The following is a 26,887-nucleotide window of genomic DNA, read 5'->3' on the forward strand; positions in this document are numbered from 1 at the left end:
AGGTCGCCGCCGGCATAAAAAGTTTATTGTTGTGGGTCGTGGTAGCCAGTTCCCGTGTGGGGTGGGGTGCTGCGGCCCACTTTTTGTTACCCACAGGTCAACGACATTAAAGAGGGGGTTGGTCTGCTCGGTAGCGGAAGGCGGGCTTACCGGTGTCTCGTGGCTTAAGGGGGGGGCAAAGGGTGTCCGGGTTAATGGACACAGGCGTGTCCACTTAGAGGATCGCCCGGTTGGCACCTTTCGCTGCTTACCTCGATGTGAGTTACTGACTGCCTTTATGGCTGTCATTGGCGGGGGAATGCGGGGGTAGTTCCTGGGTCTATGGCAGCGGCTGTGGGCTAATTAAAGTTACTGACTGCGTTTATGACAGAAATAGCGCGAAAAATCGCTTGAAAGTGTCATAAACTCACACAGTTTCACCTTTGCAGCCCGTATTTACGCCTACAGCCCCCATTCACATCTGCGTCCCCCATCCACGCCCGCAGCCCCGTTCACGCCCACAACCCCTCCATCACGCCTACAGCCCCAACTCACAAGCAAAGCTCGCAAGCTCATTGTCAACTAGGCCCAACTACGCCCAGCGAGACCCAAACATACGTCGATAGCGCACATACTACCTTCCGTAGGGCACAAGTTACCCCCGTTAACGAACGCTGCAATTGTGCCTTTACCAGCACAAATTAGCCAACGCTAAGCCAGGTTCGAAATATGCCCTAAATATTGCGTAATTTCATAACGTATTTACTTGTTAAATAGGGAACCCTAAGCTAATGTTTCACAGGTAATGATTACCTAAGTAAGTGATTGGGTAACGGCGTCTAAGTCGCGTTTGTTTAACAATCCTACTGTGACCGAAGGGATGCCTTTAAGTGGCGCGTTCTAACTCCGGCCGTATTCGCAATATCGTAGTTGCATCTGTTGCGAGCCTTGGACTTGTTCTTGGTGCATGTTCTACTGATGCCGGTAACGAGGATAAGTCTGCAGCTGCAGGCAACGGGTCTACTATTACCGTTACTGATAATCATGGTGAGCAGACCGTACCTGCCGAGATTGACTCTGTTGTGGCCACGGATAACCGTTCCTTCGAGATGCTCGATCAGTGGGGTATTAAGCTGGCTGCAGCTCCTAAACCGATTATCCCGTTCACGGTTTCCGACTACAAGGACAATCCTGACGTTCAGGACATCGGCAATCACCGCGAGCCGAATCTCGAAATTGTTGCTGCTGCTGACCCGGACCTAATTGTGAACGGTCAGCGTTTCGGCAAGTACTACGATGACCTGAAGAAGCTCGCTCCGAACTCCGCGATTGTGGAGTTTGAGCCGCGCGAGGGCAAGCCGCTGGACGAGGAGCTCAAGCGCCACGCTAAGGGCCTGGGCACCATCTTCGGTAAGGAGAAGGAAGCCGATCAGCTCATCGCAGACTTTGACAAGGCTCTGGAGCGTGCTCGCAAGGCTTACAACCCGGACGTGAAGGTCATGGCACTTAACTCGTCGGGCGGCACCCTCGGTTACATTGCTCCGACTGTTGGTCGTACCTTCGGCCCGCTGTTCGACCTGATTGGCATGAAGCCGGCGCTGGAGGTCGACAAGGCCAGCGATGACCACCAGGGTGATGAGATTTCCGCCGAGTCCATCGCTGAGGCGAACCCGGACTTCATCATGGTGCTTGACCGCGATGCCGGCACCTCTGTCCGCGGTACCGATGAGTACCGTTCGGCACAGTCTGTGGTCGAGGAGGCTGCTCCGCTGAAGAACGTGAAGGCAGTCAAGGAGGGCAAGATCTACTACGCCCCAGAGGACACCTACACCAACGAGTCCATTATCACGTACACGGAGATTCTGAACGGGCTTGCCGACGCCTTCGAGCAGGCCTAATAGTTCTCTGACCAGTCACAGGAGTACCTCACCAACTCTATGCAGAAGTTACTGGATTCCCGACTAGCCATCGGGATTGCCTTTGTGGCAGTCCTGGTGGCTATGTCGCTGTTTGTAGGCCAATACGACATCCTGGGCGCCGACGACGGCTGGGAGATGTTCGCCACTACGCGTATACCGCGCACCATTGCACTAGTGCTCTCGGGTGCCGCGATGGCGATGTGTGGCTTGGTCATGCAGCTACTTACGCGCAACAAGTTTGTCGAACCCACCACCACGGGAACCACGGAGTGGGCTGGTCTCGGCCTGATTTTCGTGATGTATTTCTTTCCTTCGGCCTCGATGCTTGGTCGGATGGGCGGGGCAATCATCTTCGCTTTCATCGGCACGGCAGTGTTCTTCCTGTTCTTGCGCCGTGTCGCTTTGAAGTCAAGTCTGGTTGTGCCCATCGTGGGCATCATGTTGGGTGCGGTAGTCAGTTCGATTTCGACTTTCTTTGCGTTGCAGACGGACATGCTGCAGTCGCTAGGCGTGTGGTTCGCAGGCTCCTTTACTGCCATTTATAAAGGGCAGTACGAATTCCTGTGGCTGGTCGTCATCGTGGTTGCAATCGTCTTCGTATTCAGCGATCGGTTAACGGTTGCGGGGCTTGGTGAGGACATTGCCACCAACGTCGGTCTGAACTACAAGCGAATCGTGTTCCTGGGAACGGGGCTGATTGCAATCGCAACAGGTTTGGTCACCGTCGTGGTGGGCAACCTCCCATTCCTGGGGCTCATCGTCCCGAATATCGTCTCCATGTTCCGTGGAGATGATCTGCGCTCCAACCTGCCGTGGGTGTGCCTGGTGGGAATTGGCACCGTGACGATTGCGGACCTGATTGGCCGCGTCATTATCGCCCCGTTCGAGATCCCGGTATCGGTGATTCTCGGCATCCTGGGAGCTGCCATCTTCGTCTATCTGATTGTGGAGCGGCGTCGTGCTTAATCTCAGTTCAACTCACACGGTGGCCGACCAGGCCGGGCCGCAAACGACGTCGTTTAGCACGGCCGCCGCGGCGCGCAGGTACTGGATTATCATTGCTGCGCTGGTGGGCCTGGCGGTGTTGTTTACGGCGGGCCTGCTCGCGTGGGATAACCCGTTGCCGTTCGGTACGGATGGTTTTTGGCTGATTGCGCGCCGGCGTCTTGATGCCGTAATTGCCATGATCGTGGTTGCCTGCTGCCATGCCGTCGCGACGGTGGCGTTCCAGTCGATTGCGAATAACCGAATTATTACGCCGTCGATTATGGGTTTTGAGGCGCTGTACGTGGCTATCAGTACCACTGCGGTGTACTTCTTCGGTGCGACGGGGCTGATGAAAGCTGGCTCGGTTGGCGCGTTTGTGCTGCAGCTCGCGCTGATGGTGGGGCTGTCGCTGGTGCTGTATGCGTGGCTGCTGACCGGGCAGGGCGCGGATATGCACAGCATGCTGCTGGTGGGCATTGTCATCGGTGGCGGACTGGCTTCGCTGTCGACGTTCATGCAGCGCATGCTCACGCCTTCGGATTTTGACCTGCTGACGGCGCGGCTGTTCGGCTCTGTCAACAACGCTGACCCGGAGTTTTTCCCGGTGGCGATGCCGCTCGTGATAGGGGCGATCGTGGTGATTGCGTTGCATTCGCGGGTCCTCAATGTCATGTCGCTGGGGCGTGAGGTCGCGACGAATCTGGGTGTGAACTACCAGGTTCGGTCCATCACTGTGCTGGTCGCGGTGTCGGTGCTGATGGCAGTATCGACGGCTATGGTCGGCCCGATGACATTCCTCGGCTTCCTGGTCGCGACCATTGCGTACCAGGCTGCGGATACCTATGACCACCGCTTTGTGCTGCCGATGGCGGCGCTGATTGGCTACGTCACGCTGGCCAGTGCGTATTTCATCCTCAATCACGTTTTCTATGCCCAGGGCGTGGTGTCCATCATTATCGAGCTGGTTGGCGGTTCGATCTTCCTCTACGTCGTTTTGAAGAAGGGACGGCTATGATTCTCCTCGACAGTGTAAGCAAGAGCTATACCAGCGAGGTGTCAATTGGCCCCGTTGACCTGGAAATTCCAACCAACGCGATCACGGCTCTAATCGGTCCGAACGGCGCGGGCAAGTCCACGCTCTTGACTATGATTGGCCGCCTCCTTGCCGTCGATTCCGGTGACATCAACGTCGGTCCATACAACGTGGGCAAGACCAAGTCGAAGGATCTGGCGAAGGTGCTGTCGATTCTGCGCCAGGACAACCACTTCGTCACGCGTCTCACCGTGCGCCAGCTGGTCAGTTTCGGCCGCTTCCCGTACAGCCAGGGGCGCCTGACCGCTGAGGACGAGCGCATCATCTCCCAGTACATCGAGTTCCTCAATCTTGAGGCGCTCCAGGGCCGCTACCTCGACGAGCTCTCCGGTGGGCAGCGTCAGCGCGCGTATGTCGCAATGGTGCTCTGCCAGGAGACGGATTACGTGCTTCTCGACGAGCCGTTGAACAACCTGGATATTTCTCATTCGGTCGACATCATGTCGTACCTGCGCACTGCAGTGCGCGAGTTGGGGCGCACCATGGTGGTGGTGTTGCATGACATCAATTTCGCGGCTCGCTACGCCGATTACATCTGTGCGGTCAAGGATGGCCAGATTGTCGAGCACGGCCCAACCGCAGAGCTGATGCGTTCGGAGGTTCTGAGCCCAATCTTCAATACCCAGATTGACATCGTCGAGGGTCCGCACGGACCGGTCGCCTGCTACGGCTCTTAAGGCAATTCCTGGCCGGTCCCACGCAGCCGATACAATCTAGCCTCATGACTATTACTGCTGCCGTTGACGGTTCCGCTCTGCACAACCCCGGACCTGCCGGGTGGTGCTGGTATATCGACGACAGCTGCTGGGCCGCCGGCGGATGGAAAGAGGGAACCAATAACCGCGGCGAGCTCACCGCTCTTGCCGAGCTGCTCCGCGCCACCGCGCACATTCCCGACGAGCCGCTTTTCGTACTGTGTGATTCGCAGTATGTGATTAACTCCGTCACTAAGTGGATGCCGGGATGGAAGCGCAAGGGCTGGAAGAAGCGCGACGGTAAACCTGTCCTCAACGTCGACATTTTGCAGGACATCGACCAGCTGCTCGTCGGCCGTAATATTCACCTCGAGTGGGTTAAGGGGCACTCCGGCCACGACATGAACGAGGCCGCTGATCAGCGCGCCCGCGCCGCCGCCACTGCGTATCAGAAGGGCACCGCCGTACCCGAGGGGCCAGGGTTCGCTGGCGCGGGTAGTCGCGCGCAGACGAATGCGGCGCCGACAAAAACCGCGCCCGCCGCGCCTAGTTCCGAGCCCAAGACGCCCAAGGCCGCAACCTTCGAGCAGGAAGGCCTCTTTGACCTCGCCGTCGACACCACCGTGACACCCGAGGACGCCGCCAAGGAAGCGCTCACCATTTTCCGCCGCGCCGCACATCGCGCTGAGCAGGGTAATGCCCGCGCACTCAAGGCATTGCTTAACGACGCCCTGGGCGCCAACCTCGCCGTGCCAGACGGGCTTTCGGATGCCGAACATGAGCTCCGCATCGAGGGAACCACCGCCACCGCGCAGTTCACCACTGACGACTGGGTTGGCCTGGCTGTCTGGGATTTGTCCCAAGCAGTGGGGAAGGCCACAGGTTCCGCACGTTTGCTGGGCTGGAATGTGGGCAGGTCTTAGCGGTAGTATGAAAGTTTGGTCTTTTAGGTAGACCGCCAGGCAATCCGGGGTTACTGGTAGCCTGAAAACACATAAATTCTTTTACTCATTACATATAAGGAGCTCCGACTTCATGGCTGAGCACGAAGGTCCTCGTTCCGGCGAAGGCCGAGGAAATCGCGGAAACCGCGGGTCTAACCGTTCCCATGGTCGTGGCGAGGGCGGCTTTAACGGGCGCAACCGCAACGATCGTCGTGGACAGGGTGGTGGCCCAGGTGGTCGTGGCGGTAACCGCGATTCCCGTGGTTCGCGGGGCTTCCGTCGTGATGATCGCGATGATCGCGACTTTAACCGTGGCGACCGCAATGAGCGCGGTGGCCGTGGCGGTCGTGGTTACAACCGCAACAATCGAGATGATCGTAATGAGCGCAACGATCGTGGCGAGCGCAGCTTTGACCGGAACGACCGCGGCGACCGCAATGATCGTCGCGGCCCGGTCGGGCGCGGTGGCCAGGGAGGTCGCAACTTCGACCGTCGTGGCGGCAAGCCACGTCGCTCCAACCGTGGTGGCCGCTTCCAGGATGAGAAGCGTACGCACCGCACCGGCCCGCAGCGCCCAGGCTTCCGCGAGGAGCGCATTGAGGCCCGTAAGAACGAGCCGAAGCTGCCAGATGACATTCGCGCAGACGAGCTCGACCCGAGCGTGCGCCAGGATCTGAAGAGCCTGGCTAAGGACAACGCCGACAAGGTTGCTCGTCACATGATTATGTCCGCAATCCTGATGGCTGAAGACCCGCAGCGTGCCCTGGAGCACGCCCGCGCAGCGAAGGACCGCGCTGGTCGCGTCGGTGTCGTTCGTGAGACCGCTGGTGTTGCCGCGTACCACGCAGGTGAGTGGAAGGAAGCTTTGGCGGAGCTGCGTGCTGCTCGCCGCATCTCCGGTGGCCCGGGCATGCTCGCGGTCATGGCGGACTGTGAGCGCGGCCTCGGTCGCCCAGAGAAGGCCATTGAGTTGGCTCGCTCCGAGGAAGCCAAGCAGTTGGACAACGAGTCCAAGACTGAGCTGGCTATCGTCGCCGCAGGTGCTCGCCGAGATATGGGCCAGATCGATGAGGCTTTGGTTGAGCTGGAGACCCAGGATCTGAACCCGGACCGCGAGGATTTCGAAGCAGCTCGTCTGTTCTACGCCTACGCTGATGCGCTGGTGGAGGCCGGTCGTAAAGACGATGCCAAGGTGTGGTTTACCCGCTGCGCCAAGATCGATGTGGACCAGATGCTCGATGCTCGTGAGCGCATCGAAGAGCTGAGCAAGTAATCAGCCCAGCTGCCGGCTCGCAACATCAGCCACCGCTAACGCACCGCTGGCGCAATCGGGCTGCGCATCTACAATTCGTCGTAAAGCGTTCCTATTTCGTAAAAGGAGAAATGAACCCCCATGGCTTCTGTCGCTTCTTCCTATGATGCCGCTCTGCTGGATCTGGATGGCACGATTTACGAGGGTGGCGCGGCGATTCCGAACGCGCTGGAGGGGCTGACTGAGGCGGCGCTGCCGATGGTGTTTATTACCAACAATGCCTCGCGCGCGCCGCAGACGGTGGCGGATCAGCTCAATGGGCTGGGCTATGACGTTCACGCGGACGATGTGATGACGTCGGCGCAGGCGGCCATTGAGATGGCGGCGGAGGTCATTGAGCCGGGCTCGAACGTTTTTGTGTTGGGTGCGGAGTCGTTTAAGCAGTTGGCTCGTGAGGCGGGGTACAACCTCGTGGATTCCGCTGATGACAACCCTGCGGCGGTGTTCCAGGGGCTCAACCGTGAGATGACGTGGAAGCAGATGTCGGAGGCGGCGCTGGCGGTGTCGCGAGGTGCGCGCTTCCTGGTGTCGAATTTGGATACGACGCTGCCGTCGGAGCGCGGTTTCCTGGTTGGTAATGGTTCGGTCGCTGCGGCGATTTCTACGACCACGGGCGTGGCGCCGCTGTCGGCGGGTAAGCCGAAGCCGCCGATGTTTATTAAGGCGGCGGAGCGTGTGGGCGCGAAGAATCCGCTGGCGATTGGGGATCGCCTCGACACCGACATCGCGGGCGGAAATGCGGCAAAGATGGACACGTTTATGGTGGTCACAGGCGTTTCCACGCATATGGATGTCGTTGCGGCGCCGCCTGAGCACCGCCCGACGCTCATCGGTGCTGACATGACTGCGCTGAATCGTGAGCTGGATCAGGCACGTCCGGCTCCGCAGGCTGGTTTCACCGCGCGTTACGACGACGCGGAGGCCGGTGTCATCGTTCTTTCTGGCGGTGACATGGAAGATCTTCGGTTGGTGAACCCGGCGGAGGCCGCGGTGGCGGCTCTGCTGACGGTCGTAGATGTGGTGTGGAACTCTGAGGCTGGTCGTGCTGGCGCAGTCGAGGTCGCGCAGGTCCGCGCGGAGGGCCCGGCTGCTGAGGCGGCGCTGGCTGCCTGGCGGAAGTGATAGCCGATGAGTGAGGTTGCACCGAAGCCGGGGCAGGGGCTGGGGCAGGGCGCTGGTCCTGTGCCGGGGCCGAAACCCGGCCCTGCATCTGTACCGAGCCCTGCGCCTAGCCCGGCGGCGATGCCCGGCGCGCGTGAGGTAACTCCGGAGGACGTCCGCGAGCAGGTGGCGGCCGCACTGTCAGCACCTGCCCCGACGCCGCAGGAGAGAGTCGCGCAGTTTGAGCGGGCGCATGAGATTTTGTATGAGGCCCTGGGCTCGTCACGCAGGGAAGGAAAGTGAACGCGGTGGCAAAGAAAGCTCCTAAGCGCAGGCTCGATGCGGAGCTGGTGCGAAGGAAGATTGCTCGCTCCCGTGAGGCGGCAGTGGACATGATTAAAGCCGGCCGAGTTGAGGTCGGTGGTTTTGTCGCCTCTAAGCCCGCGACTGCGGTGACGGGGGACGTGTCCATTCGCGTCAGTGGTCTGGAAGAAGACGAGAACTGGGCGTCGCGCGGGGCTCACAAGCTGCTCGGCGCACTGGAGGCTTTCGAGCCGCAGGGCCTGGACTTGAAGGGCCGGAAGGTGTTGGATGCCGGTGCCTCCACGGGCGGCTTCACCGATGTGTGCCTGCGCCGCGATGTCGAGACCGTCTACGCCGTCGATGTCGGTTACGGTCAGTTGATTTGGCGCTTGCAGGATGACCCGCGGGTGGTTGTGCTCGACCGTACTAACGTCCGCACGTTGACGCCGGAGATTCTCGGTGGCACGGCCGATGTCATGGTTGGCGACCTGTCGTTTATTTCTTTGAAGCTGGTCCTGCCAGCGATTGTTTCCTGCCTCGACGAGGGCGCTGACCTGCTGCCAATGGTCAAGCCGCAGTTCGAGGTGGGCAAGGAGCGCCTTGGCTCCGGTGGTGTCGTGCGCAGCGATGCACTGCGTCAGGAAGTTGTCCAGGAAGTCGCCGAATACGCCCGCACTCTGGGGCTGTCCTTCCGCGCAGCCGTGGCCAGCCCGCTGCCGGGTCCGAGCGGCAACGTGGAGTTCTTCCTGTGGCTGGTGAAAGACGGCGGCGCCAGCGATATTGGTGATGAGGCTATGGCTGCGGCCATCGCCAAGGCTGTTGAGGAGGGGCCGCACAATGACTAGCGCGAAGACTCACTCACGGGAAAGCAAGCCCAAGACCAGCGCCGGCAAGCGCGAGATTCTGCTGGTTCCACACACTGGCCGTAGCGCCAACCTGGAAATGGCCGCCGAGGCCGCCGAGCTGCTCGGAGCTGCGGGCATCGATATCCGCGTGCTGGCCGGTAAGAACCCGGAGGCGCTGGCCGCGCACCCAACGCTTGGTAAGTACCCGCGCTACTGGCATTCGCCGCAGGCGGCATCGGGATGCGAACTCGTCCTTGTCCTCGGCGGTGACGGCACCTTCCTGCGCGCCGCGGATATTGCGCATTCGGCTGATCTGCCGGTGCTCGGCATCAACATGGGGCACGTGGGCTTCCTCGCCGAGTGGGAGCAGGAGTCCATGACGGAGGCGATTAATCGCGTCATCAAGCGTTCCTGGCGTATCGAGGACCGCATGACGATCCGCGCCACCGTCCGTGACACCACCGGCCGCGTAATTGGCTCGGGTTGGGCACTGAACGAAGTCAGCATCGAAAACGTCAACCGGCGTGGTGTGCTGGACGTCATCCTGGAAGTCGATGGTCGCCCGGTGAGTTCCTACGGCTGCGATGGCGTGCTGATTTCCACGCCGACCGGCTCCACCGCGTATGCCTTTTCCGCAGGTGGGCCCGTGCTGTGGCCGGAACTCGACGCCATGCTGGTCGTGCCCAATAACGCCCACGCGCTGTTCTCCCGCCCGCTGGTGATCTCCCCGCATTCGACCATCGCCATTGAAACCAACCACGAGACCGCCGAGGCGGTCGCGGTGCTCGATGGTTTCCGCAATATCTCTATGCCTCCGGGCAGCCGCATTGAAATCGAGCGTGGCGCGCAGCCGGTGCGCTGGGTGCGTCTGGACGAGCAGCCGTTCGCCGATCGTCTGGTGCACAAGTTCCGCTTGCCGACGTCCGGGTGGCGCGGCCCCGCCGAAGCTCAATAGCCCCTAAACACGGCAGACGAGACCCGACACTTCAAGGGAAGGACTGATTGCAGGCGCCATGCTGACTGAGATTTCCATCCGCGACCTCGGCGTTATCCCCGACGCGACGCTTGAATTCAGCCCAGGCCTGACCGTACTCACAGGGGAAACCGGTGCGGGTAAGACCATGGTGGTCACCAGCCTCAAGTTGCTCTGTGGCGCGCGTGCCGACGCCGGCCGCGTGCGCACCGGCGCAGACAAGGCCCTGGTGGAAGGCCGCGTTACCACCGAGCACCTCTCGGAGGAAGAGTCAGCCACCATCGATGCTGTGGTTTCTGAGCTCGGCGGCGAGCGCGATGAAAATGATGAGTACCTGCTTGCTCGTCAGGTCTCCGCGAAGGGCCGCTCCCGGGCGTGGGTTGGAGGCCGCAGTGCCTCGGCTGCGGCGTTGGCGGATGTCTCCACCCGTCTGGTTGCCATTCATGGCCAGAATGATCAGCTGCGCTTGCAAAGCGCTGATGAGCAGCGTGCGGCCATCGACCGCATGGATGCCGACACCATCGCACCAACGCTGGAAACCTACCGGCAGCAGCGTGCACACTGGCGCGCCCTGGCCAAAGAACTGGAAGAGAAGACCTCCAAGCGCCGCGAACTGGCCATGCGTGCCGACCAGCTCAGCTTCGCCATCGAAGAAATCGATGCGGTCTCACCCGAGCCGGACGAAGACCAGGACCTGGCCTCCCAGATCCGCCGCATGCAGGATCTGGATGGTCTCCGCGACGCTGCAGCCGTGGCGCTTGCCTCCATTGATGGTGCCGCTGCCGTGAGCACGACCGGCATGGATGCCGCCACCGAGGACTCCGGCGCAGCCGAACTCCTCGGCGCCGCCGCGAACGAGCTCGCCGCCGCAGACGACGATGAACTCACCGAGTTTTCCAACCAGCTCAATGAACTGACCAGCCAGCTCTCTGAGATCTCCGCTGGCCTCGGCGCGTTTCTCTCCGGTCTGCCGGAGGAAACCGAGTCCCTGGACAAGCTCATGCAGCGCCAGCAGGAGATCAAGAACCTGACCCGCAAGTACGCCCCGGACATCGCAGGTGTCTTGGCCTGGAGGGATAAGGCGGAGCGCAAGCTCGCCACGCTGGATGTCTCCGGCGAAGCCCTGGACAAACTCACAGCGGAGATCAAAACCGCAAAGAAGAAACTCGGCACCACCGCGCGGAAGCTCTCCAAGGCTCGTGCAAAAGCCGCAAAGCACCTGGAAGAGGCCGTGACCAAGGAACTCAAGGGCTTGGCCATGCCACATACCTCGCTGGTGGTGGAGATCACCAAGGCCGACACCTTTGGCCCCGCTGGTGTGGACAACATCGAGTTCAAGCTCCGCGCCCACGAAGGTGCCGAGCCGCGTCCACTGGCTTCTTCCGCATCCGGCGGTGAGCTTTCCCGTATCATGCTGGCATTGGAAGTTGTCCTCGCCGAAGGACAGGCCGGACACACGATGGTTTTCGATGAGGTCGATGCCGGTGTTGGTGGGCGCGCGGCTGTGGAGATTGGTAAGCGCCTGAAGCAGTTGGCGGTGAATAACCAGGTGATCGTCGTCACGCACTTGCCTCAGGTGGCGGCGTTTGCGGATACCCACTTGGTGGTCAGTAAGGATGCGCGCTCGGGTGCGGTGTCGTCGAAGGTGACGAGCCTGGGGGACGAGGAGCGGATTGACGAGCTCGCGCGGATGATGGCGGGCTTGGACGATTCGGACTCCGGACGTGCGCACGCGCAAGATCTTCTGGATCAAGCTCGGCGCGCCTTCGCGGCCAAGTAGCTGCACTTATGTTTCACTAAGTGCCATGAGTCTGTTCTCTCGGAACGAAAAAGATCTTCCTGGCATTTCGGGGACCGTGCGGGACGGTTCCCGCCTGGATCGTGCGCTGAAGCGTATGGGCGAAGGTGACATCGTGGTGATCGATGCGCCGGATATCTCGCGTCCACTGGCACAGCAGTTGATTGATGCCAAGGTCGCCGCAGTGGTGAACACCGGCGCGTTTACCACGGGTTTTGTGCCGAATTACGGCCCGCAGATGATGCGCGATGCCGACATTGCGATGGTGCAGAACGCCGGCGCCGAGGTCTTCGAGAAGCTCAAGGACGGCAAGAACGCAAGGCTTCACGACGGCAAGCTCTACCACGGTGACCGCCTGATTGGACAGGGCGACGAGGTCGACCAGGACGAGCTCGAGCGCGCCTTCGACGAGGGCCGCACCAGCATGGTCGACCGCCTGGAGGCGCTCTCCGGCAACTTGGTGGAGTTCGCCAAGACCGAGTCTCCGCTCTACATCGATGGCTTGGGCATTCCGGACGAGACAGAGCCACTGCACGGCCGCAAGGTCGTTGTGGTCAGCCCCGGTGAGGGACACCGCAAGACGCTGGAAGACTTGAAGAACTTCATTCGCGAGTACGAGCCGCTGCTCATCGGCGTCGATGCAGGTGCCGACACGCTCTTCGACCTGAAGTACGAGCCGGACTACATCATCGGCGACCCGGAGAGCATCAACTCCGAGGCGCTGCGGTCCGCTGGTTGCGTGATTCTGCCTGCCGACCCGGATGGTCACGCGGTAGGCCTTGAGCGCATTCAGGACCTCGGCATTGGCGCCATGACATTCCCGGCGCTGTCCGATTCCGCCACTGACTTGGCGCTGGTCTTCGCCGCGCATCACGACGCCGACATGGTCGTCTCCGTCGGCGCCCCGCAGAACATCGACAGCATTTACCACGCTGAGAATCAAAGCGGTGTGCCGTCGGCGTTGCTGTCGCGTTTGAAGGTCGGCGAGAAGCTTGTCGACGGTCGCATGGTCGCCGACCTCTACCAGGTCAATAGCCGTGGTTTCGGTGTGGCCTGGGCAATCCTCGCTATCTTTGTCGCCGTTGCGGTGATCTTTGCTATCGCTGGTACCTCCGGTGATGGCTCTGTCAGCGAGAATCTGATTGATACCTGGAACTCCATTGCACTGTGGTTCCAGGGGCTGTTTAAGTAGTCTTTCGTAGGTAGGGAGTAGGACGGGCGATGGCGAAGAAGCGCAGGAGCGGGAAGTTTACAGCCGGTGTGACAGGTGCTGCCCTCGGTGTTGCGGCAGGCGCTGCGCTGGGTGCTTATGTGCTCAACCCCGCTGGTGCTGGCATTGATTTTGGCACTGGTGCTGCCTCTGAGCGCGATGCCGCTGTTGCACGTGCCGATGCGCAGCAAGCGCGTGCCGATGAAGCTAACCGCATCATCGAGCCCATCATCGGGGAGATTGTCAAGGACTCTTTGAAGGACGTGCCGGTCCTGGTTATCGCCACTCCTGATGCTACGGATGAGCAGCTTGCAGGGGTTTCCGAGACTCTGCGCGCTGCTGGCGCCCCGGATGCGGGCGTGTTGAAGTTGACCGATAAGTTCCTCTCTTCCGCTGGTGCGGATGAACTGAAGGACACGGTTTCTACCTCGCTGCCGGCTGATGTGCAGCTGGATCCGGAGCGCCGTGAGCCGGGCCGACAGGCTGGCCAGGCGCTGGCTCCGGTGTTGGAGCTGGATAAGGATGGGGGAGAGCGAGCTTCCGCTGCTGACCGGAAGCTACTGCTGGAGGCCCTGAAGGGCGCCGGCTTTGTCGAGTATGAAGAGGGGACCCTGCGCCCGGCTGCTGGCATCGTGATTGTTGGTAATCACGGCACGGTCTCGCGCGCTGCGATTGACAAGGGCGAGGACCCGGAGTTCGGTGCGGGCCTAGTAGCGGATCTTGCCGTTGCGCTTGCTGAGGGCTTTGGTGCTGGTGACGATGCTGCTGGTCACGTAGTGGTGGGGACTGACGGTTATGGACGCGAAGGCGTCAGCGCTCTACCGGACGAGCGCTGGGGCGCCGACCCTGTCGTGAAGCGTGTAGACGCTGTGTCGGATGCGGCGGGGCAGGTCGGGGTTGTTGGGGACTTGAAAAGGTAAAAACACATGGAAGTTAGTCGGGAAACAGTAGAGCAGCTTTTCAAGTTCTCTTCTGACAGAAAGTGGGAGGTTTTTCATACTCCTGAGAATCTTGCTAAAGCGATCTCAATTGAGTCTGCTGAGTTGCTCGAACTTTTTCAATGGGACGCAGAATACGAAAAAGCCGATCTCGAGGATGAGCTTGCAGATGTGCTGAGCTACTGCCTTTTACTGGCTCGTAGGGCTGAAATCGATCCTAATGAGGCGATTGCGAAGAAAATCGCCTTAAATGAAGTGCGCTATCCGCGTAGTAAAAGCACGGGAAGTTCGCTTAAGCACGACAGGTTGTAACGTGAGCAAGAGAAAACTGCTTCCAGCCCCAAGGGCATTTGTTGAGCGAGTCGACTACGCAAGTAGTGGCATCGACGAGCTAAAAGGCAAAGACATTCCTTACCGCCGTTTTATTATTGACTACCCTACGGTCTACATCATTTCATTGCGGGACAACAAGGGATCCTATCGAGTCTATGTGGGGGAAACGAACTCGATTGTCCAGCGAACGACCCAACATCTCGAGGGGGATACAAAGGCATCTAACTCCAAGCGAAATCTCTGGATTGATTTACGTGATGGCGCTGGGACCCAGATGTACGTGATTGGGCACTCTCTATTTAATAAGTCGTTGACTCTGGATATTGAGAATCGACTTATGCAGTACTTGCCTAGCAACGAATCGGTGAAGTCTGCCAGTGAGACCAGTGTTGCTACTGAGAATGCGCGAACAAATGCGCAAGGTGATTACTTCACCAAAGAGCATTTAGACAAATCTTTCACCCAGATTTGGTCTAAACTACATGCGCTGGATCAACAGCTATTTCCAGCTGAACGTATTATCCGCGAATCTGCACTTTTTAAAGCATCACCTTTCCATGAGCTAACTACAGAGCAGTCTGATGCAAAGTTTGAGATAATTAATGCAGTTGTAGATCAAATGCAATCAATCGGCGACTCTAGGCTGATTATGGTCTCAGGCGCTGCTGGAACCGGCAAAACAGTATTGCTTAGCAGCGTTTTTTATGACTTGAATCAAAAGCTCCCAGCTATCGAAGAACATCTTGGGAAATCGACCCTTGACGCGTATATGCTAGTCAACCACGATGAGCAGGTTACTGTTTATCAGCAGGTTGCTGAAAAACTCGGTATTTCGAGTACCAAGAATCTTAAAGTCATGAAGCCGACATCCTTTATCAATCATCGGAATCCTGGGGAAAAGGTAGATGTCGTTCTAATCGACGAAGCTCATTTGCTATGGACGCAAGGAAAACAGTCGTACAGGGGTAAAAATCACCTCAAAGATATTCTCGAACGTGCACATGTAGTGGTAGCAGTATTTGATCCTGACCAGATTCTTGCCGCAAATCAGGTGTGGGAGCCGGCGGATTTGGAATGGATGGAGCAACGAGTCGATAAAAGTATTGATTTAAAGCTTCAGATGAGGATGCTTGCCTCGGAGGATACCATTCAGTGGGTACGCTCTTTTGTCGATGACGGTATTATCCATAAAATTCCGGAGGATAATAAATATAGTATTAAGATTTTCGATGATCCTAACCAGCTTTACGAGTCAATTAAGGACAAAGCGTCGAATGTAGAGGAAGGATTATCTAGGTTAATAGCCACGTATGATTGGCAGTTTTCGAGTGCTCGGCCACCTGCGGAGAATGAACTCTGGCGGGTTCGAGTCGGTGATTTTTCAATGCCATGGAACAATCAAAAGAAGAGTACTGAGAAGAAGACTGCAGGTCTACAGCTGAGCTGGGCAGAGCGCCCACAAACTATTGATGAAATTGGTTCTATTTTTACTATCCAAGGTTTTGACCTGAACTATGCTGGTGTCATTATTGGCCCCTCTGTCAAATATCGTGATGGAAAGATTATCTTTGACCCATCTGAGTCGTGGAACCCAAATGTGAAGAATAAACGAACGTTGAAAGACGGGTCGAAACAGTCCTTCGCTGAAGAACTGTTGAAGAATCAGCTTAATGTCTTACTTACTCGAGGGGTACACGGGCTACATATCTATGCTGTGGATCGCGAGCTTCGTGAAGCGTTGGTTGCTGCCGCATCTGGAATAGCGGATGATTAACCGGGTTTAGTTTCAGTATATTTAATTTTCCAAAAAGTGCAGCGTTTCGCTGTTTCACGTTCTCAATTGTTTCGAAGGATGGACTTCCAGGGCTATTGAATAGGGAATTGAAACTGGGATTATAACCCGCTGTTGAATTGCTATTAGAAGCTGTGATTCGTTTTGGATGTTGGTTTTCGAGAATATTTATTGACCATCTATAATCTCTTATCCAATGAAGTCTTTCATTTCAATGCCCTAGAAAATGTTTTTCGCAGTTCTCCTCTGAGATAGGTAACAGCCTTGGTTGAAATTCTTTCTGTTGCGTACCTTTTCTTTCCAGCGGTTGCTAGGAAAACGTCACAGTCGCTCTCAAATACATATCCTGCACCGCCTCCACCTCCGCAGGCACATCCTCTAGCGCAATTGGTCCCGACACAGCCGTGTCCCAATCAATCTGGGAGTCAGCAAGGAACTCTACCGCCTGCGCAAGATGCCGTGGCTCGTAGTTATGGACACCGGTGATGGTGCGCCAGCCACGGACGAGCCACTCCGGATCGAGGGCATAAGCCGGTGACGTGGCAACACTTCCGGCCAGCACCGCTCGACCACCTATGTCGAGGCTGCCGATGCAGGTAGCGACTCCGAATTCGCTACCGGAGAACTCGAGGGTGATATCGAAAGGCTCTGGTTCGGAATCGGCACCAGCAGCCGACGGGTCGGGCACAACCGCACCCAACTGTCGTGCCCATTCAAGCCGAGTCTGGTTGCGGTCCATGGCCACAACCTCAGCGGCGCCACCAAAAACAGCTGCCTCAACAGCGATGAGGCCGAGCATGCCGATGCCCATAACCAGGACTCGTTTACCTGCAAGGGGTCCAGCCTGTTCCATACAAGCGATCACTGTGGCGCCGGCGCAGGTCGCGATGGAGGCAGCGACATCGGGAAGCGAGTCGGGGACTACTACCACTGGCTGATGGTTGCGCAGCACAATATGGGAAGCATAGGTCCCTGAAAGAGGCCAGTCGCTATCGAAGGCCTCGTGACCAGTCTTTTTCAAATTCCGGCACTTGGCGGTCATGCCGCGTTCACAGCGGTCGCACTCCATGCATGGCGCGGTGACAGAGAACACAACGCGCTGGCCAACCTGCAAATCTGGGTTGCGGGTGGCGCGGACGACTCCGACTCCCTCGTGGCCGAGGACGCTGGGGCACGGTGCGCTGCGGCGACCGAGCACGGTGTGACGGTCGGAGCCACAGATCGTAGCGGTGGTGATTTCCACTAGGGTTTCGCCTTCTTGCAGAGCAGGAATAGGAACTTCCTGCATGCGAAAGTCGCTACCGCCGTGCCAGACAAGTGTCTGGGCCCTTTCCATCGGTGCAGTAGGAGTGGAAGGTGTCGAGGGAGTCGGAGTTGTCATCAGTGTTGTGTACCTATTCGGTCAGATCTACAGTCTGGGTCCTACTCTCCAACAAGGTCCAGCAGGTTCGCGGACGAATCCAGAACGTGGTCGGCACCGAGGGCGTCGAACTGTTCCCGAGTCAGGTGGCCGGTGAGCACACCGACGCTTGTCACGCCAGATTTTTGGGCGGAACGGACATCGGCATCGGTGTCACCGGAGCTAATCACGGCCGCCTCGTCGGTCACACCGAGCTTCTCCATAACAGCCAGGATCTGGTCGGGCTCGGGGCGGCCGTGCTCGACTTCGTCACCGGCGACAACTGTGTCGATGATTCCGTTGTCCCACCCCATGGAGGAGACAATGATATCGACGATTTCGCGCGCAAAGCCCGTCGTCAAGCCGATTTTGATGCCCTTATCGTGGAGGGCGTTCAGCATGTCTTCGACGCCTGGCAGTGGGGTCGGCGGGTTTTCCTTGTACGTGCGAGCAAGCTCGGCGCGGAAGAACTCCCACGCGTGGTTGTGGACCTCTGGGGTCGGCTCGATGCCGCCCTCACGGAGCAGATTGCCAATCGCCCAGAACTTCTCGGTACCCATGTATTGCTGGAAAGTCTCGTCGGAGTAGCGAGCGCCTTCGCGTTCGGTGGCTTCGCGGAGGACGCGGTAGACCTCGTCACGGTCGTCGATGGTGGTGCCAGCCATGTCGAAGATAGCGAGCTGATAAGTCATGGAGATTTTCCTTTTCGGTAGAAGGAGACGGGGACTGGGGGGGGGATTAGCGGACGGCGGCACGCAGCCACATGGACAGCGCCTCGACGACGAGGACGACAGCGACCATGAGGATGAGGATGTAGGTGACGACGTCGAACTGGTTGACTCGAGAAGCATTGAGCAGCTGGAAGCCGATGCCGCCTGCGCCGACGACACCCAGCAACGTAGCCGAGCGGATGTTGGTGTCCAGCAGGTAGAGGCAGTGGGCAATGAAAGACGGGATTGCCTGGCGAACGGTGCCGGCGAAGAAAATCTGCGACTCGGTTGCGCCAGTAGTGCGCAGGGCTTCCTGCACGTCAGTGTCGGTTTCTTCCAGCGAGTCAGCGACCAGCTTGGACAGTAGACCAACGGCACCTAGAGCTAGCGCGAGCGTACCGGCGACCGGGCCCAGACCGGAGATGACCACGAAGATGATGGCCAGAATCAGCTCCGGGATACCGCGGATGACCACGATCAGAACGCGGAAGAAGCCGTGTACCCACTTGTTGGCGACCACGTTGGAGGCAGCCATGACGCCAATCGGGATGGCGAGGATAGCGCCGAGGAAGGTGGCGGCGAAGGCGATCTGCAGGGTATCGAGAAGCAGCTGGACAATCTCGCCGGCAATACCACCGGAGGACGGCGGCAGGAACAGCGCCATGGTCTCTGGCAGGTTGGCCAGGCCGGTGAAGAAACTCGAGGCGGAGATTTCTGTCTCGGCAAATGCAGCGATGGTGATGACCACGAGTGCGATGATGGTCAGCACGCGGGAGCCGCGGGCTGCAGTCCACGGCGGGTTAATCGACGGCTTACCGTCGGTGGCATCCTGCTTGGCTGCCTTGCGCTTGTCCTTGATCTTGGTTCCCCACATGCGGTCCACCCAGGTGCCGGACAGCAGGGAAGAGTCGGACTTGCGCATCATATCTCGTGGAAGGCGGCGGGGTTGCCTAATTCAACATCTCGCGACACTCTTCCTCGGAATGGCCAGAGTTCAGGCAATCGGCCCAGTCGATTTGGCCTTGAACCCACGGGGATGGCTCGTTGTTCTGAGGTTCCGGGGCAGTGTTCATGGAAAGACCGTCATAGAAATTGTTGGCGCAATACTGCGTCCAGCCGGAGGTGCCGTCGGTAAACCAGGTGGTGCCTTGTTCGTAGAGTCCCTGCGAGGATTTCGCGCAATGCGAAATCGTTTTGTTTATAGCTGTCGGCTCGCCGTTGGGTGCGCCGGCGTAACCGGTGGGGCTCGAGCTTTCCGTCGTCCGGGTCGGGGGTGTCGACGGGTTAGGGGCCTGGTGGTGGATTGTGTCGTCGATTCTGTGCTGCTTTCTGGGCTGGAGGTATAGGACCTCACATCGCTGGCTGTTCAAAATAATCGTGGAGCAGGCGTTTAGCCTCGCCGGTGATTTAGGGATCGGTAGTAATCCTGTGGCATTGCAACGAACGTGTGACTTGTTTTGACGTGTGGTCGGTATCACTTTAAAAGCCTGCAGAGCTGGAGGCGGATAGTATTATAGTTATATTTAGTTCACATTTTATTAACCCTATTTAGGGGCTTTAATTGGCTGCCATTCAGAGTACGATAGCGATTCATAGCCCGTTTTTTTTGCTCTTGCCCATGCCGTAGTTCTTATTGGAAGCGTTTTACTATTCACTGTTCTACGCAAGGAGTAATCATGGGCACTCATCGAGGAATCTCGAAGCTGGCACGGTCGGCCACAGCACTGGTAGCCGCAGCTGGTGTCGCTATGGCAGCGGCTCCTATCGCGGCTGCTGACCCAACTTCGATAACTGGTAATAATCAGGTCCTGTCCTGGACCGAAATGGGCGAGTGGGGCCCAAAGGCAAATGATTTCCCCACCGTCATGGTCAATCAGGGGATGACGGAAAACATCAGTCCAGAGGGCACAAATGTGCACTGTGTTCCTGCTCCTGGAGAGAATCCGGTGGTCATGATTCACGGGATGAACTCGAACTCGTACCAGACCTATGCGCGCATGGCACCGGAGCTAAAGGCAATGGGTAAGTGTCTGTACGCATTTAACGTCGGCAAGCTAGGTCCTGACGAGTTTTCGGTGCTGGGCTCTATTCCAACCATGCGCAACATGACCCCGCTCGACACCGCTTTGGCTGAGCTGACTGCAAAGATTGACACCCTCAAGGCTGAAACTGGTGCTACCGCCGTCGATATTGTTGGTCACTCTGCTGGTGGCACCTTGGCTGCCGCTTACGCCAAGCAGGAGCAGGGCCGGGGTATAGGCACGGTAGTATCCCTGGCGGGCGTGCTGCACGGCACATCGCTGCTCGGTAGCTCCTATGGTTTGGAGCAGCTCGATCAGTTCGACAATGCCGGCAATAAGGCTGCGGGGTACATTGTCAGCCCGAGCCTGGTGGATCTGCTGCAGCATAGCGAGTTTATGGCCAAGATGAATGAAGGCGGTCTGGAGCAGCCGGGTGTCAACTATGTTGCAATCTCTACCCAGGTTGATGAAGCCGTCACTCCCATGGCTGCAAGTCAGTGGCAGGCACCAACGTCCAACAATATCCTCCTGCAGGATGGGTGCTCTGCCGATCTGTCGGGCCACATCGGACTGACTTTCTCGCCGCGGGCAATTGCGCTGGTAGCTAATGCGCTGGGGCGCAATGTTGAGGTTCCATGTGTACCGGTAACTGGCTTTGTGGAAGGCGGCATCAATGACAATGCCGGTGTTCGCCCTGAACATGTCAATGCCGTTTCTGATGGCATCACGGAAATCGACGGACGCATCGCGCAGGCTGCGGAATCGCGGTAGCGGTAGTCGCAACCGCGACAGTAACCGGCGGTAGAACCGGACAAGGGTTAGGGCGCGTTGTCGGCAGCAGTTACTAGCTGTCGGAATGCGCCTTTTTCGCCATCAAGTCCAATGCAATGGCGGCGCCAATAATGGCGGCGCGTAGCTGTGGCGGCAGGTCGTCCTTGAGCTGCAGAACATAGCGCTCATTGCCGGTTAGCATATTTGTGAAACCCGACCATTTGCGTGACATCTGTGCAACTTCGATGTCATTAATCTTGAAGGTTGCGTCGTAATGCCAAACGTCTCCGTTGACCTCGCAATGAGCAAAACCGGGGATAGAAATCTCCAGTCGCCGTTTAAAGAACGCAAATTTCTGCTGAATAGTTGCCAATAGGCGCGATGAGTCTGCTCCGACCTGCTGCTTGCCCTCGGGGCTTGTCGCCTGCGGGTCGGGGTAGTAGACCTCGTAGCTGTCAAGGGCGAAGTCGGTCGGATCGGTAATAACGAACACCGGAGTGCCATCTGGTTCGGACACTGTCAGACGACGAGAGCCCATAAACATACGGCTCAACGTGCCGCCAGTAGTTTCAATCTTGCCGACGCAATTGCCCTCGGTATCCAGAATGTCGAAATCATCCGCCATGAAGTTTCGAATCTGCTGGATATCGATGTTGTTGTGCGAGAGCAATCCCCGGTAACGCCCTGGCTGTGGCGGAAGCTGCTCAGGTGCGGGAGGTTGCTCAGGTGCGGGAGGTTGCTCAGGAGTGGAGGGCTGCGGCGCGGAAGGCTGCTGTTCGGAAGCATCTTCCTGATCATTTTGTGGAATCTGATCCCACAGTGACTTTGGGTTATCCCAGTATGAACTCATGGCAACAGCCTTCCTTTGATGAGTGTTGAGGCAGGCGAGTGGCCTAGAAGTTCTCCACGAGAGCCTTGTTGAAAGCCTCTAGGTCAGCCGGGGTGCGGGAGGAAATCAGGTTGCCGTCAACGACAACTTCCTCATCGACCCAGTTGGCGCCAGCGTTCACCAGGTCGGTCTTGACGCTGATGTAGGAGGTAATCGTGCGGCCCTTCAGCGCATCCGCGTCGGTGAGAATCCAACCGCCGTGGCAAATCACGCCGATTGGCTTGTCGGCTGCGGTGAATCCCTTCACCAGGGCCACGGCATCCTTATCGATGCGAATCTGGTCAGCATTCACGGTGCCGCCCGGCAGGATCAGGGCATCGTAATCATCAGCGGAAACGCTGCTGGTGAGCTTATCGACGTCCACCTTCGTGCCATTCTTGCCCTCAATGGAGCCTTCTTCGGTGGAGATAACGTGCACGGTCGCACCGGCATCCTTCACGGCCTCAGCCGGGCTAGTCAGCTCGGAGTCCTCAAATCCGTTGGTGGCCAATACTGCAATGGTCTTATTCGCTAAATCAGTCATGGCCCCGAGGGTAACGACGTGATCGCGTTTATGCATCCAGGCGACCATGATTTTCGAGAGCCTTACCTAGTTGCGTAATCAACATCCGCCATTATGAAAAGTCGCTTGCGCTCACACCCGCGCAGGCGATATTCTGAAGTCCCGTGGTTACGAAATACATCATCGTTACAGGAGGCGTAGCCTCCTCCCTCGGCAAAGGCTTAACTGCGGCGTCGCTCGGCCGCCTGTTTACCTCGCGTGGTCTGAAAGTGACTATGCAAAAGCTCGATCCCTACCTCAACGTGGATCCGGGCACCATGAACCCCTTCCAGCACGGCGAGGTCTTCGTCACCGAAGACGGCGCAGAAACCGACCTAGACCTCGGTCACTACGAGCGCTTCCTCGATCGCAACCTCTCCGCCGGCGGCAACGTCACCACCGGCAAGGTCTACTCCTCAGTCATCGCCAAGGAGCGCCGCGGCGAATTCCTCGGCCAGACCGTCCAGGTCATCCCGCACATCACCGACGAGATCAAATCCCGCATCGTCGCGATGGGCAATGCCGACGCAAACGGCGAAAAGCCCGACGTGGTCATCACCGAAATCGGCGGCACCGTGGGCGATATCGAATCGCAGCCCTTCCTGGAGGCCGCACGGCAAGTGCGTCACGACGTCGGCCGCGAAAACGTCTTCTACCTCCACGTGTCACTGGTTCCGTACCTCGGCCCCTCCAAGGAGCTGAAGACCAAGCCAACCCAGCATTCGGTGGCCGAACTTCGCTCAATCGGCCTGGTTCCCGATGCCGTCGTTTTGCGATGCGACCGCGATGTCCCCGACTCCCTCAAAAACAAGATTGCGCTGATGTGCGACATCGACCGCGAAGGCGTGGTGTCCTGCCCGGATGCGCCGAGCATCTACGACATCCCGAAGGTCCTCTATGAAGAGCACCTGGACACCTTCATCATCCGCCGCCTCAACCTGCCGTTCCGCGACATGGATTGGGCCGTGTGGGGAGACCTGCTTGAGCGCGTCCACAACCCGAAGGGTGAGGTCACGGTGGCGCTCGTCGGTAAGTACATTGACCTGCCGGACGCCTACCTGTCCGTCGCGGAAGCTGTGCGGGCCGCCGGTTTCGCCCACCGCGTGAAGGCGAACATCCGCTGGGTTGCCTCGGACGACTGCGAAACCCCGGAGGGGCTGAAGAAGAACATGGCCGGCGTTGACGCGATCGTCATCCCCGGCGGCTTCGGCGGGCGCGGCATCGAAGGCAAGATTGCGACCATCCGCTACGCCAAGGAAACCGACACGCCGCTGCTGGGAATCTGCCTGGGTATGCAGTGTGTCGTCATCGAGGCGGCGCGTACTGCGGGTGTTGAGGGCGCGTCCTCGACCGAGTTCGATGAGAATGCGGCCGAGCCGGTCATCGCCACGATGGAGGAACAGCTGCAGGCCGTCTCCGGTGAGGCTGACCTGGGTGGATCCATGCGCCTGGGTTCCTACCCGGCAAAGCTCGCCGAAGATTCCGTCGTCGCTCGCCTCTACGGCACCACCGATGTCGCCGAGCGCCACCGCCACCGCTACGAGGTCAACAACGCCTACCGCAACCAGCTGTCAGAAGCCGGACTGGTCATCTCGGGCACCTCGCCGGACGGCAAGCTCGTCGAATTCGTCGAGTACCCCACGGACGTGCACCCATACCTCGTGGCCACGCAGGCGCACCCGGAGCTGAAGTCACGCCCCACCAACGCCCATCCGCTTTTCGACGGACTCATCGCCGCAGCCCTCAAGCGCAACTAGCTTCGGCTCCGCGAGGGCGAATCTGGCCTACCTATTAGAGTGAATCTCATGGCGCACCAATTTGACGTTGTTGATTCCGAGATTGTTCTCGAGGCACCTATCATCGCGGTTCGCCGCGACCAGGTGCGAATGCCGGGTGGGAATGTGTCGGCCCGCGAGATTGTGGAGCATTTCGGCGCTGTTGCAGTCGTTGCCGCAGATGAGGATAACCGCCTCTACCTGCTGAATCAGTGGCGGCAGGCGGCAGGGAAGCGCCTGGTGGAGTTACCGGCCGGGCTTCTCGACGTCGCGGACGAAGACCCACTGGAGGCCGCCAAGCGGGAGCTGGTTGAGGAAGCCGGGCTGGAGGCCGAGTCCTGGTCCCTGCTTACCGATATGTTCAGCTCGCCCGGCTTCGCAGAGGAAGCGGTTCGGATCTATCTGGCCAGGGGGCTCCGTGCCGTCGATAAGCCGGAAGCCCACGATGAGGAAGCGGACATGACTGCGTCGTGGATTGGCGTGGAGGACGCGGTGGCGATGGCGCTGCGCGGAGAGATCCTCAATGGTATCGCGCTGTCCGGCATTCTGCTGGCGGCGGAGGTGCTGCTGAGGGGTGCCACGCCACGCTCGGTCGCGGAGCCGTTCGATATTCGACCGACGACTCTGGCTCAGCGTCGAACAGAGCAGCTCGGCGCCGGCGCGGACCTGAAACGTATCCGATGAGTTCGATCGATTCGCTTGTCGACGCCTTCGTGACCTACCTCGCGGTGGAAAAAGGCCTGTCGGCGAATACGCTCGCCAGTTATAAGCGTGACTTGGAGAAGTACCGCACCTATCTGCGGGGCATCGGCCGCACGGAATTGGCACAGGTCACCGAGCAGGATGTGTCAGAGTTCCTGGCGTATCTCGCGCGGGGAGACAAGTCGGCGGGCAGGCCGGCGCTGGCCCCGACCTCGGTGACGCGGTCGCTGTCGGCCGTGCGGAGCTTCCACAAGTTTGCGGTGGGTGAGGGCGCGTTGGACGTGGATGTCGCCAAGCGGGTGGCGCCGCCGAAGCAGCCCTCGCGGTATCCGAAGGCGCTCAGCATTGATGAGGTCACCCGGCTTATCGAGTCCATCCCCGACGACGACACCGCTGACGTGACCGACTTGCGCAACCGTGCACTGGTGGAGTTTCTGTACTCGACAGGAGCTCGCGTCTCCGAGGTCACCGGCCTGGATATCGATGACGTGGACCGCGAAACCAACCTGGTGCTGCTGCGCGGCAAGGGCGGCAAGGAGCGCATCGTGCCCGTGGGATCGCCGGCTATGGCGGCGCTGGATGCGTGGCTGACGCGCGGGCGGCCGAGCTGGGTGCGGGCGAACTCCGGGCCGGCACTGTTTATTAACTCGCTGGGGCGCAGGCTGTCTCGGCAGTCGGCGGGAAATACACTTGCGGAGCTGGGTGAGCGCGCCGGGCTGAAGGTGAAAATTTCCCCGCACACCCTGCGCCACAGTTTCGGCACACACCTGATTGAGGGCGGTGCCGATGTGCGCGTTGTCCAAGAGCTGCTGGGGCACGCCTCGGTGACGACGACCCAGATCTACACCATGATTACCGCGGAGAATATGCGACGAGTCTGGGCGGGGGCTCACCCACGGGCTGAATACTCGCGGTAATATGTGGCGGTAATATATCGCGCAGTAGAATTGATGAGAAATCTTCAAGGAAGAGGGATTGACTGTGGCTGAAGAAGGGTTGTTTGAGGCCGATCGAGTTGAACTCGGTCTCACCGGTCGTCCGGCACGTGAGCTGCCGGAACCCGCACCCCTGAACAGTCATGGCCCCGCAGTCATCCTGGCAATGTGTAACCAGAAGGGCGGCGTGGGGAAGACCACCTCGACCATTAACCTGGGTGCGGCGCTGGCAGAGTTCGGTCGTAAAGTCCTGCTCGTTGACTTGGACCCGCAAGGCGCACTATCGGCCGGTCTCGGGGTCCCGCATGAGGAACTCGACCTGACGGTCTACAACCTCATCGTCGACGACACCACCGATGTCCGCGATGCCATTCATCACACCAAGGTCTCCGGCCTGGACCTCGTTCCGGCCAACATCGACCTGTCGGCTGCGGAGATTCAGCTTGTCAACGAAGTCGGCCGCGAGCAGGCCCTCGGACGCGCGCTGCGCCCAGTGATGAATGACTACGACTTCATCATCATTGACTGCCAGCCGTCGCTGGGCCTGTTGACTGTCAATGCGCTGACTATCTCCGAGGGCGTCATCATCCCAATGGTGGCAGAGTACTTCTCCCTGCGCGGTCTGGCACTGCTCACCGACACGGTGGCCAAAGTCCGCGACCGCCTGAACTTCAACCTGGAAGTCTCCGGCATCCTGGTCACTATGTTCGACCGCCGCACGCGCCACGCCAAGGAAGTCATGGAACGCCTCATCGAGGTCTTCGGTGACAAGGTCTTCGACACGGTCATCACCCGAACCGTCCGCTTCCCGGAAACCTCCGTCGCTGGCGAGCCCATCACCACCTGGGCACCGAACACCCCAGCTGCGGCACAGTACCGCAACCTGGCCCGCGAGGTCATCGAGCGCAAAGGCCGCAAATAA

25 protein-coding genes are annotated in these 26,887 nt (G+C 59.0%); 20 read left to right on the forward strand and 5 right to left on the reverse strand.

Going from position 1 to position 26,887, the window contains the following annotated elements; all coding sequences use genetic code 11:
* Nucleotides 1-869 precede the first annotated feature (869 nt).
* The 15 genes from HMPREF3135_RS00810 (at nt 870) to HMPREF3135_RS00880 (ending at nt 16,204) form a co-directional block, all read left to right on the forward strand.
* Nucleotides 870-1,877 (forward strand): siderophore ABC transporter substrate-binding protein, encoded by a 1,008-nt coding sequence (locus tag HMPREF3135_RS00810; RefSeq protein ID WP_049189966.1) that lies wholly within the window; start codon nt 870-872, stop codon nt 1,875-1,877.
* Nucleotides 1,878-1,916: 39 nt separating this feature from the next.
* Nucleotides 1,917-2,864 carry an ABC transporter permease gene (locus HMPREF3135_RS00815; protein WP_070437363.1) on the forward strand — a complete coding sequence of 316 codons (948 nt, stop codon included), beginning with the start codon at nt 1,917-1,919 and terminating at the stop codon, nt 2,862-2,864.
* Nucleotides 2,857-3,900: an iron chelate uptake ABC transporter family permease subunit gene (locus tag HMPREF3135_RS00820; RefSeq protein WP_083280584.1), complete on the forward strand. Its 1,044-nt coding sequence runs from the start codon at nt 2,857-2,859 to the stop codon at nt 3,898-3,900. Before HMPREF3135_RS00815 ends, HMPREF3135_RS00820 begins: the two co-directional genes overlap by 8 nt.
* Complete coding sequence (locus HMPREF3135_RS00825) at nt 3,897-4,655, forward strand: iron ABC transporter ATP-binding protein (RefSeq protein WP_070437367.1); 759 nt, start codon at nt 3,897-3,899, stop codon at nt 4,653-4,655. Before HMPREF3135_RS00820 ends, HMPREF3135_RS00825 begins: the two co-directional genes overlap by 4 nt.
* Before the next feature lie 44 nt (nt 4,656-4,699).
* Nucleotides 4,700-5,596: an RNase H family protein gene (locus HMPREF3135_RS00830; RefSeq protein ID WP_070437369.1), complete on the forward strand. Its 897-nt coding sequence runs from the start codon at nt 4,700-4,702 to the stop codon at nt 5,594-5,596.
* Between the two features lie 112 nt (nt 5,597-5,708).
* The gene (locus tag HMPREF3135_RS00835) at nt 5,709-6,890 is read left to right on the forward strand and encodes a tetratricopeptide repeat protein (protein ID WP_070437371.1); all 1,182 of its coding nucleotides are present in this window, start codon (nt 5,709-5,711) and stop codon (nt 6,888-6,890) included.
* 120 nt (nt 6,891-7,010) lie between these two features.
* Nucleotides 7,011-8,051, forward strand: coding sequence for an HAD-IIA family hydrolase (locus HMPREF3135_RS00840; protein ID WP_049193446.1), 1,041 nt, complete (start codon nt 7,011-7,013; stop codon nt 8,049-8,051).
* Nucleotides 8,052-8,057: 6 nt separating this feature from the next.
* Complete coding sequence (locus HMPREF3135_RS00845; RefSeq protein WP_049189958.1) at nt 8,058-8,333, forward strand: hypothetical protein; 276 nt, start codon at nt 8,058-8,060, stop codon at nt 8,331-8,333.
* 5 nt (nt 8,334-8,338) lie between these two features.
* A complete protein-coding gene (locus tag HMPREF3135_RS00850; RefSeq protein WP_049171668.1) occupies nt 8,339-9,178 on the forward strand; it encodes a TlyA family RNA methyltransferase in 840 nt (279 codons plus the stop codon).
* Nucleotides 9,171-10,133 carry an NAD kinase gene (locus tag HMPREF3135_RS00855; protein ID WP_070437373.1) on the forward strand — a complete coding sequence of 321 codons (963 nt, stop codon included), beginning with the start codon at nt 9,171-9,173 and terminating at the stop codon, nt 10,131-10,133. Before HMPREF3135_RS00850 ends, HMPREF3135_RS00855 begins: the two co-directional genes overlap by 8 nt.
* 58 nt (nt 10,134-10,191) lie before the next feature.
* Nucleotides 10,192-11,931 carry a DNA repair protein RecN gene (gene recN, locus HMPREF3135_RS00860; RefSeq protein ID WP_070437375.1) on the forward strand — a complete coding sequence of 580 codons (1,740 nt, stop codon included), beginning with the start codon at nt 10,192-10,194 and terminating at the stop codon, nt 11,929-11,931.
* 25 nt (nt 11,932-11,956) lie between these two features.
* A complete protein-coding gene (steA, locus tag HMPREF3135_RS00865; RefSeq protein WP_070437377.1) occupies nt 11,957-13,141 on the forward strand; it encodes a putative cytokinetic ring protein SteA in 1,185 nt (394 codons plus the stop codon).
* 29 nt (nt 13,142-13,170) lie between these two features.
* Nucleotides 13,171-14,079, forward strand: coding sequence for a copper transporter (locus HMPREF3135_RS00870; RefSeq protein WP_070437379.1), 909 nt, complete (start codon nt 13,171-13,173; stop codon nt 14,077-14,079).
* A 6-nt stretch (nt 14,080-14,085) separates the two neighbouring features.
* Nucleotides 14,086-14,409, forward strand: a complete 324-nt coding sequence (locus tag HMPREF3135_RS00875) for a nucleotide pyrophosphohydrolase (RefSeq protein WP_070437381.1) — start codon at nt 14,086-14,088, stop codon at nt 14,407-14,409.
* A gap of 1 nt (nt 14,410) precedes the next feature.
* Nucleotides 14,411-16,204, forward strand: a complete 1,794-nt coding sequence (locus HMPREF3135_RS00880) for a DUF2075 domain-containing protein (protein WP_197737679.1) — start codon at nt 14,411-14,413, stop codon at nt 16,202-16,204.
* 328 nt (nt 16,205-16,532) lie between these two features.
* Here HMPREF3135_RS00880 and HMPREF3135_RS00885 read toward each other — a convergent pair whose 3' ends face one another.
* Genes HMPREF3135_RS00885 through phnE form a run of 3 tightly spaced genes read right to left on the reverse strand, consistent with a single transcriptional unit; the run spans nt 16,533 to nt 19,256 of the window.
* A complete protein-coding gene (locus HMPREF3135_RS00885) occupies nt 16,533-17,603 on the reverse strand; it encodes a zinc-binding dehydrogenase (RefSeq protein ID WP_242451395.1) in 1,071 nt (356 codons plus the stop codon).
* 41 nt (nt 17,604-17,644) lie between these two features.
* Nucleotides 17,645-18,313: an HAD hydrolase-like protein gene (locus tag HMPREF3135_RS00890; RefSeq protein WP_070437385.1), complete on the reverse strand. Its 669-nt coding sequence runs from the start codon at nt 18,311-18,313 to the stop codon at nt 17,645-17,647.
* A 46-nt stretch (nt 18,314-18,359) separates the two neighbouring features.
* A complete protein-coding gene (gene phnE, locus HMPREF3135_RS00895; protein WP_242451394.1) occupies nt 18,360-19,256 on the reverse strand; it encodes a phosphonate ABC transporter, permease protein PhnE in 897 nt (298 codons plus the stop codon).
* Between the two features lie 751 nt (nt 19,257-20,007).
* Here phnE and HMPREF3135_RS00900 point away from each other — a divergent pair.
* Nucleotides 20,008-21,123, forward strand: coding sequence for an esterase/lipase family protein (locus HMPREF3135_RS00900; RefSeq protein WP_070437387.1), 1,116 nt, complete (start codon nt 20,008-20,010; stop codon nt 21,121-21,123).
* Nucleotides 21,124-21,196: 73 nt separating this feature from the next.
* Here the strand turns inward: HMPREF3135_RS00900 and HMPREF3135_RS00905 are convergent, their stop codons facing one another.
* Both HMPREF3135_RS00905 and HMPREF3135_RS00910 read right to left on the reverse strand, forming a co-directional pair.
* Nucleotides 21,197-21,973 carry an LURP-one-related/scramblase family protein gene (locus HMPREF3135_RS00905; RefSeq protein ID WP_070437389.1) on the reverse strand — a complete coding sequence of 259 codons (777 nt, stop codon included), beginning with the start codon at nt 21,971-21,973 and terminating at the stop codon, nt 21,197-21,199.
* Nucleotides 21,974-22,016: 43 nt separating this feature from the next.
* Nucleotides 22,017-22,535, reverse strand: coding sequence for a type 1 glutamine amidotransferase domain-containing protein (locus tag HMPREF3135_RS00910; protein ID WP_070437482.1), 519 nt, complete (start codon nt 22,533-22,535; stop codon nt 22,017-22,019).
* A 143-nt stretch (nt 22,536-22,678) separates the two neighbouring features.
* Here HMPREF3135_RS00910 and HMPREF3135_RS00915 point away from each other — a divergent pair, with 143 nt between their 5' ends.
* The 4 genes from HMPREF3135_RS00915 to HMPREF3135_RS00930 all read left to right on the forward strand — a co-directional run bounded on the left by HMPREF3135_RS00915 (nt 22,679) and on the right by HMPREF3135_RS00930 (nt 26,887).
* On the forward strand, nt 22,679-24,310 hold the full coding sequence (locus tag HMPREF3135_RS00915) for a CTP synthase (protein ID WP_070437391.1): 1,632 nt from the start codon (nt 22,679-22,681) through the stop codon (nt 24,308-24,310).
* A gap of 48 nt (nt 24,311-24,358) precedes the next feature.
* Nucleotides 24,359-25,012: an NUDIX domain-containing protein gene (locus HMPREF3135_RS00920; RefSeq protein WP_070437393.1), complete on the forward strand. Its 654-nt coding sequence runs from the start codon at nt 24,359-24,361 to the stop codon at nt 25,010-25,012.
* The gene (locus HMPREF3135_RS00925; RefSeq protein ID WP_070437394.1) at nt 25,009-25,947 is read left to right on the forward strand and encodes a site-specific tyrosine recombinase XerD; all 939 of its coding nucleotides are present in this window, start codon (nt 25,009-25,011) and stop codon (nt 25,945-25,947) included. The genes HMPREF3135_RS00920 and HMPREF3135_RS00925 overlap by 4 nt, the downstream gene beginning before the upstream one ends.
* Nucleotides 25,948-26,011: 64 nt before the next feature.
* Nucleotides 26,012-26,887: a ParA family protein gene (locus HMPREF3135_RS00930; protein ID WP_049189940.1), complete on the forward strand. Its 876-nt coding sequence runs from the start codon at nt 26,012-26,014 to the stop codon at nt 26,885-26,887.

The sequence above is a fragment of the Corynebacterium sp. HMSC14H10 genome (genome assembly GCF_001807105.1).
Taxonomy (GTDB): Bacteria; Actinomycetota; Actinomycetes; order Mycobacteriales; family Mycobacteriaceae; genus Corynebacterium; species Corynebacterium jeikeium_D.

Coding starts and splice junctions, on each gene's coding strand:
- HMPREF3135_RS00910 (WP_070437482.1), bottom strand. CDS start 22,535: ATGACTGATTTAGCGAATAAGACCATTGCAGTATTGGCCACCAACGGA.
- HMPREF3135_RS00855 (WP_070437373.1), top strand. CDS start 9,171: ATGACTAGCGCGAAGACTCACTCACGGGAAAGCAAGCCCAAGACCAGC.
- HMPREF3135_RS00830 (WP_070437369.1), top strand. CDS start 4,700: ATGACTATTACTGCTGCCGTTGACGGTTCCGCTCTGCACAACCCCGGA.
- recN (WP_070437375.1), top strand. CDS start 10,192: ATGCTGACTGAGATTTCCATCCGCGACCTCGGCGTTATCCCCGACGCG.
- HMPREF3135_RS00920 (WP_070437393.1), top strand. CDS start 24,359: ATGGCGCACCAATTTGACGTTGTTGATTCCGAGATTGTTCTCGAGGCA.
- HMPREF3135_RS00825 (WP_070437367.1), top strand. CDS start 3,897: ATGATTCTCCTCGACAGTGTAAGCAAGAGCTATACCAGCGAGGTGTCA.
- phnE (WP_242451394.1), bottom strand. CDS start 19,256: ATGATGCGCAAGTCCGACTCTTCCCTGCTGTCCGGCACCTGGGTGGAC.
- HMPREF3135_RS00840 (WP_049193446.1), top strand. CDS start 7,011: ATGGCTTCTGTCGCTTCTTCCTATGATGCCGCTCTGCTGGATCTGGAT.
- HMPREF3135_RS00905 (WP_070437389.1), bottom strand. CDS start 21,973: ATGAGTTCATACTGGGATAACCCAAAGTCACTGTGGGATCAGATTCCA.
- HMPREF3135_RS00835 (WP_070437371.1), top strand. CDS start 5,709: ATGGCTGAGCACGAAGGTCCTCGTTCCGGCGAAGGCCGAGGAAATCGC.
- HMPREF3135_RS00875 (WP_070437381.1), top strand. CDS start 14,086: ATGGAAGTTAGTCGGGAAACAGTAGAGCAGCTTTTCAAGTTCTCTTCT.
- steA (WP_070437377.1), top strand. CDS start 11,957: ATGAGTCTGTTCTCTCGGAACGAAAAAGATCTTCCTGGCATTTCGGGG.
- HMPREF3135_RS00815 (WP_070437363.1), top strand. CDS start 1,917: ATGCAGAAGTTACTGGATTCCCGACTAGCCATCGGGATTGCCTTTGTG.
- HMPREF3135_RS00900 (WP_070437387.1), top strand. CDS start 20,008: ATGGGCACTCATCGAGGAATCTCGAAGCTGGCACGGTCGGCCACAGCA.
- HMPREF3135_RS00845 (WP_049189958.1), top strand. CDS start 8,058: ATGAGTGAGGTTGCACCGAAGCCGGGGCAGGGGCTGGGGCAGGGCGCT.
- HMPREF3135_RS00870 (WP_070437379.1), top strand. CDS start 13,171: ATGGCGAAGAAGCGCAGGAGCGGGAAGTTTACAGCCGGTGTGACAGGT.
- HMPREF3135_RS00885 (WP_242451395.1), bottom strand. CDS start 17,603: ATGACAACTCCGACTCCCTCGACACCTTCCACTCCTACTGCACCGATG.
- HMPREF3135_RS00890 (WP_070437385.1), bottom strand. CDS start 18,313: ATGACTTATCAGCTCGCTATCTTCGACATGGCTGGCACCACCATCGAC.
- HMPREF3135_RS00925 (WP_070437394.1), top strand. CDS start 25,009: ATGAGTTCGATCGATTCGCTTGTCGACGCCTTCGTGACCTACCTCGCG.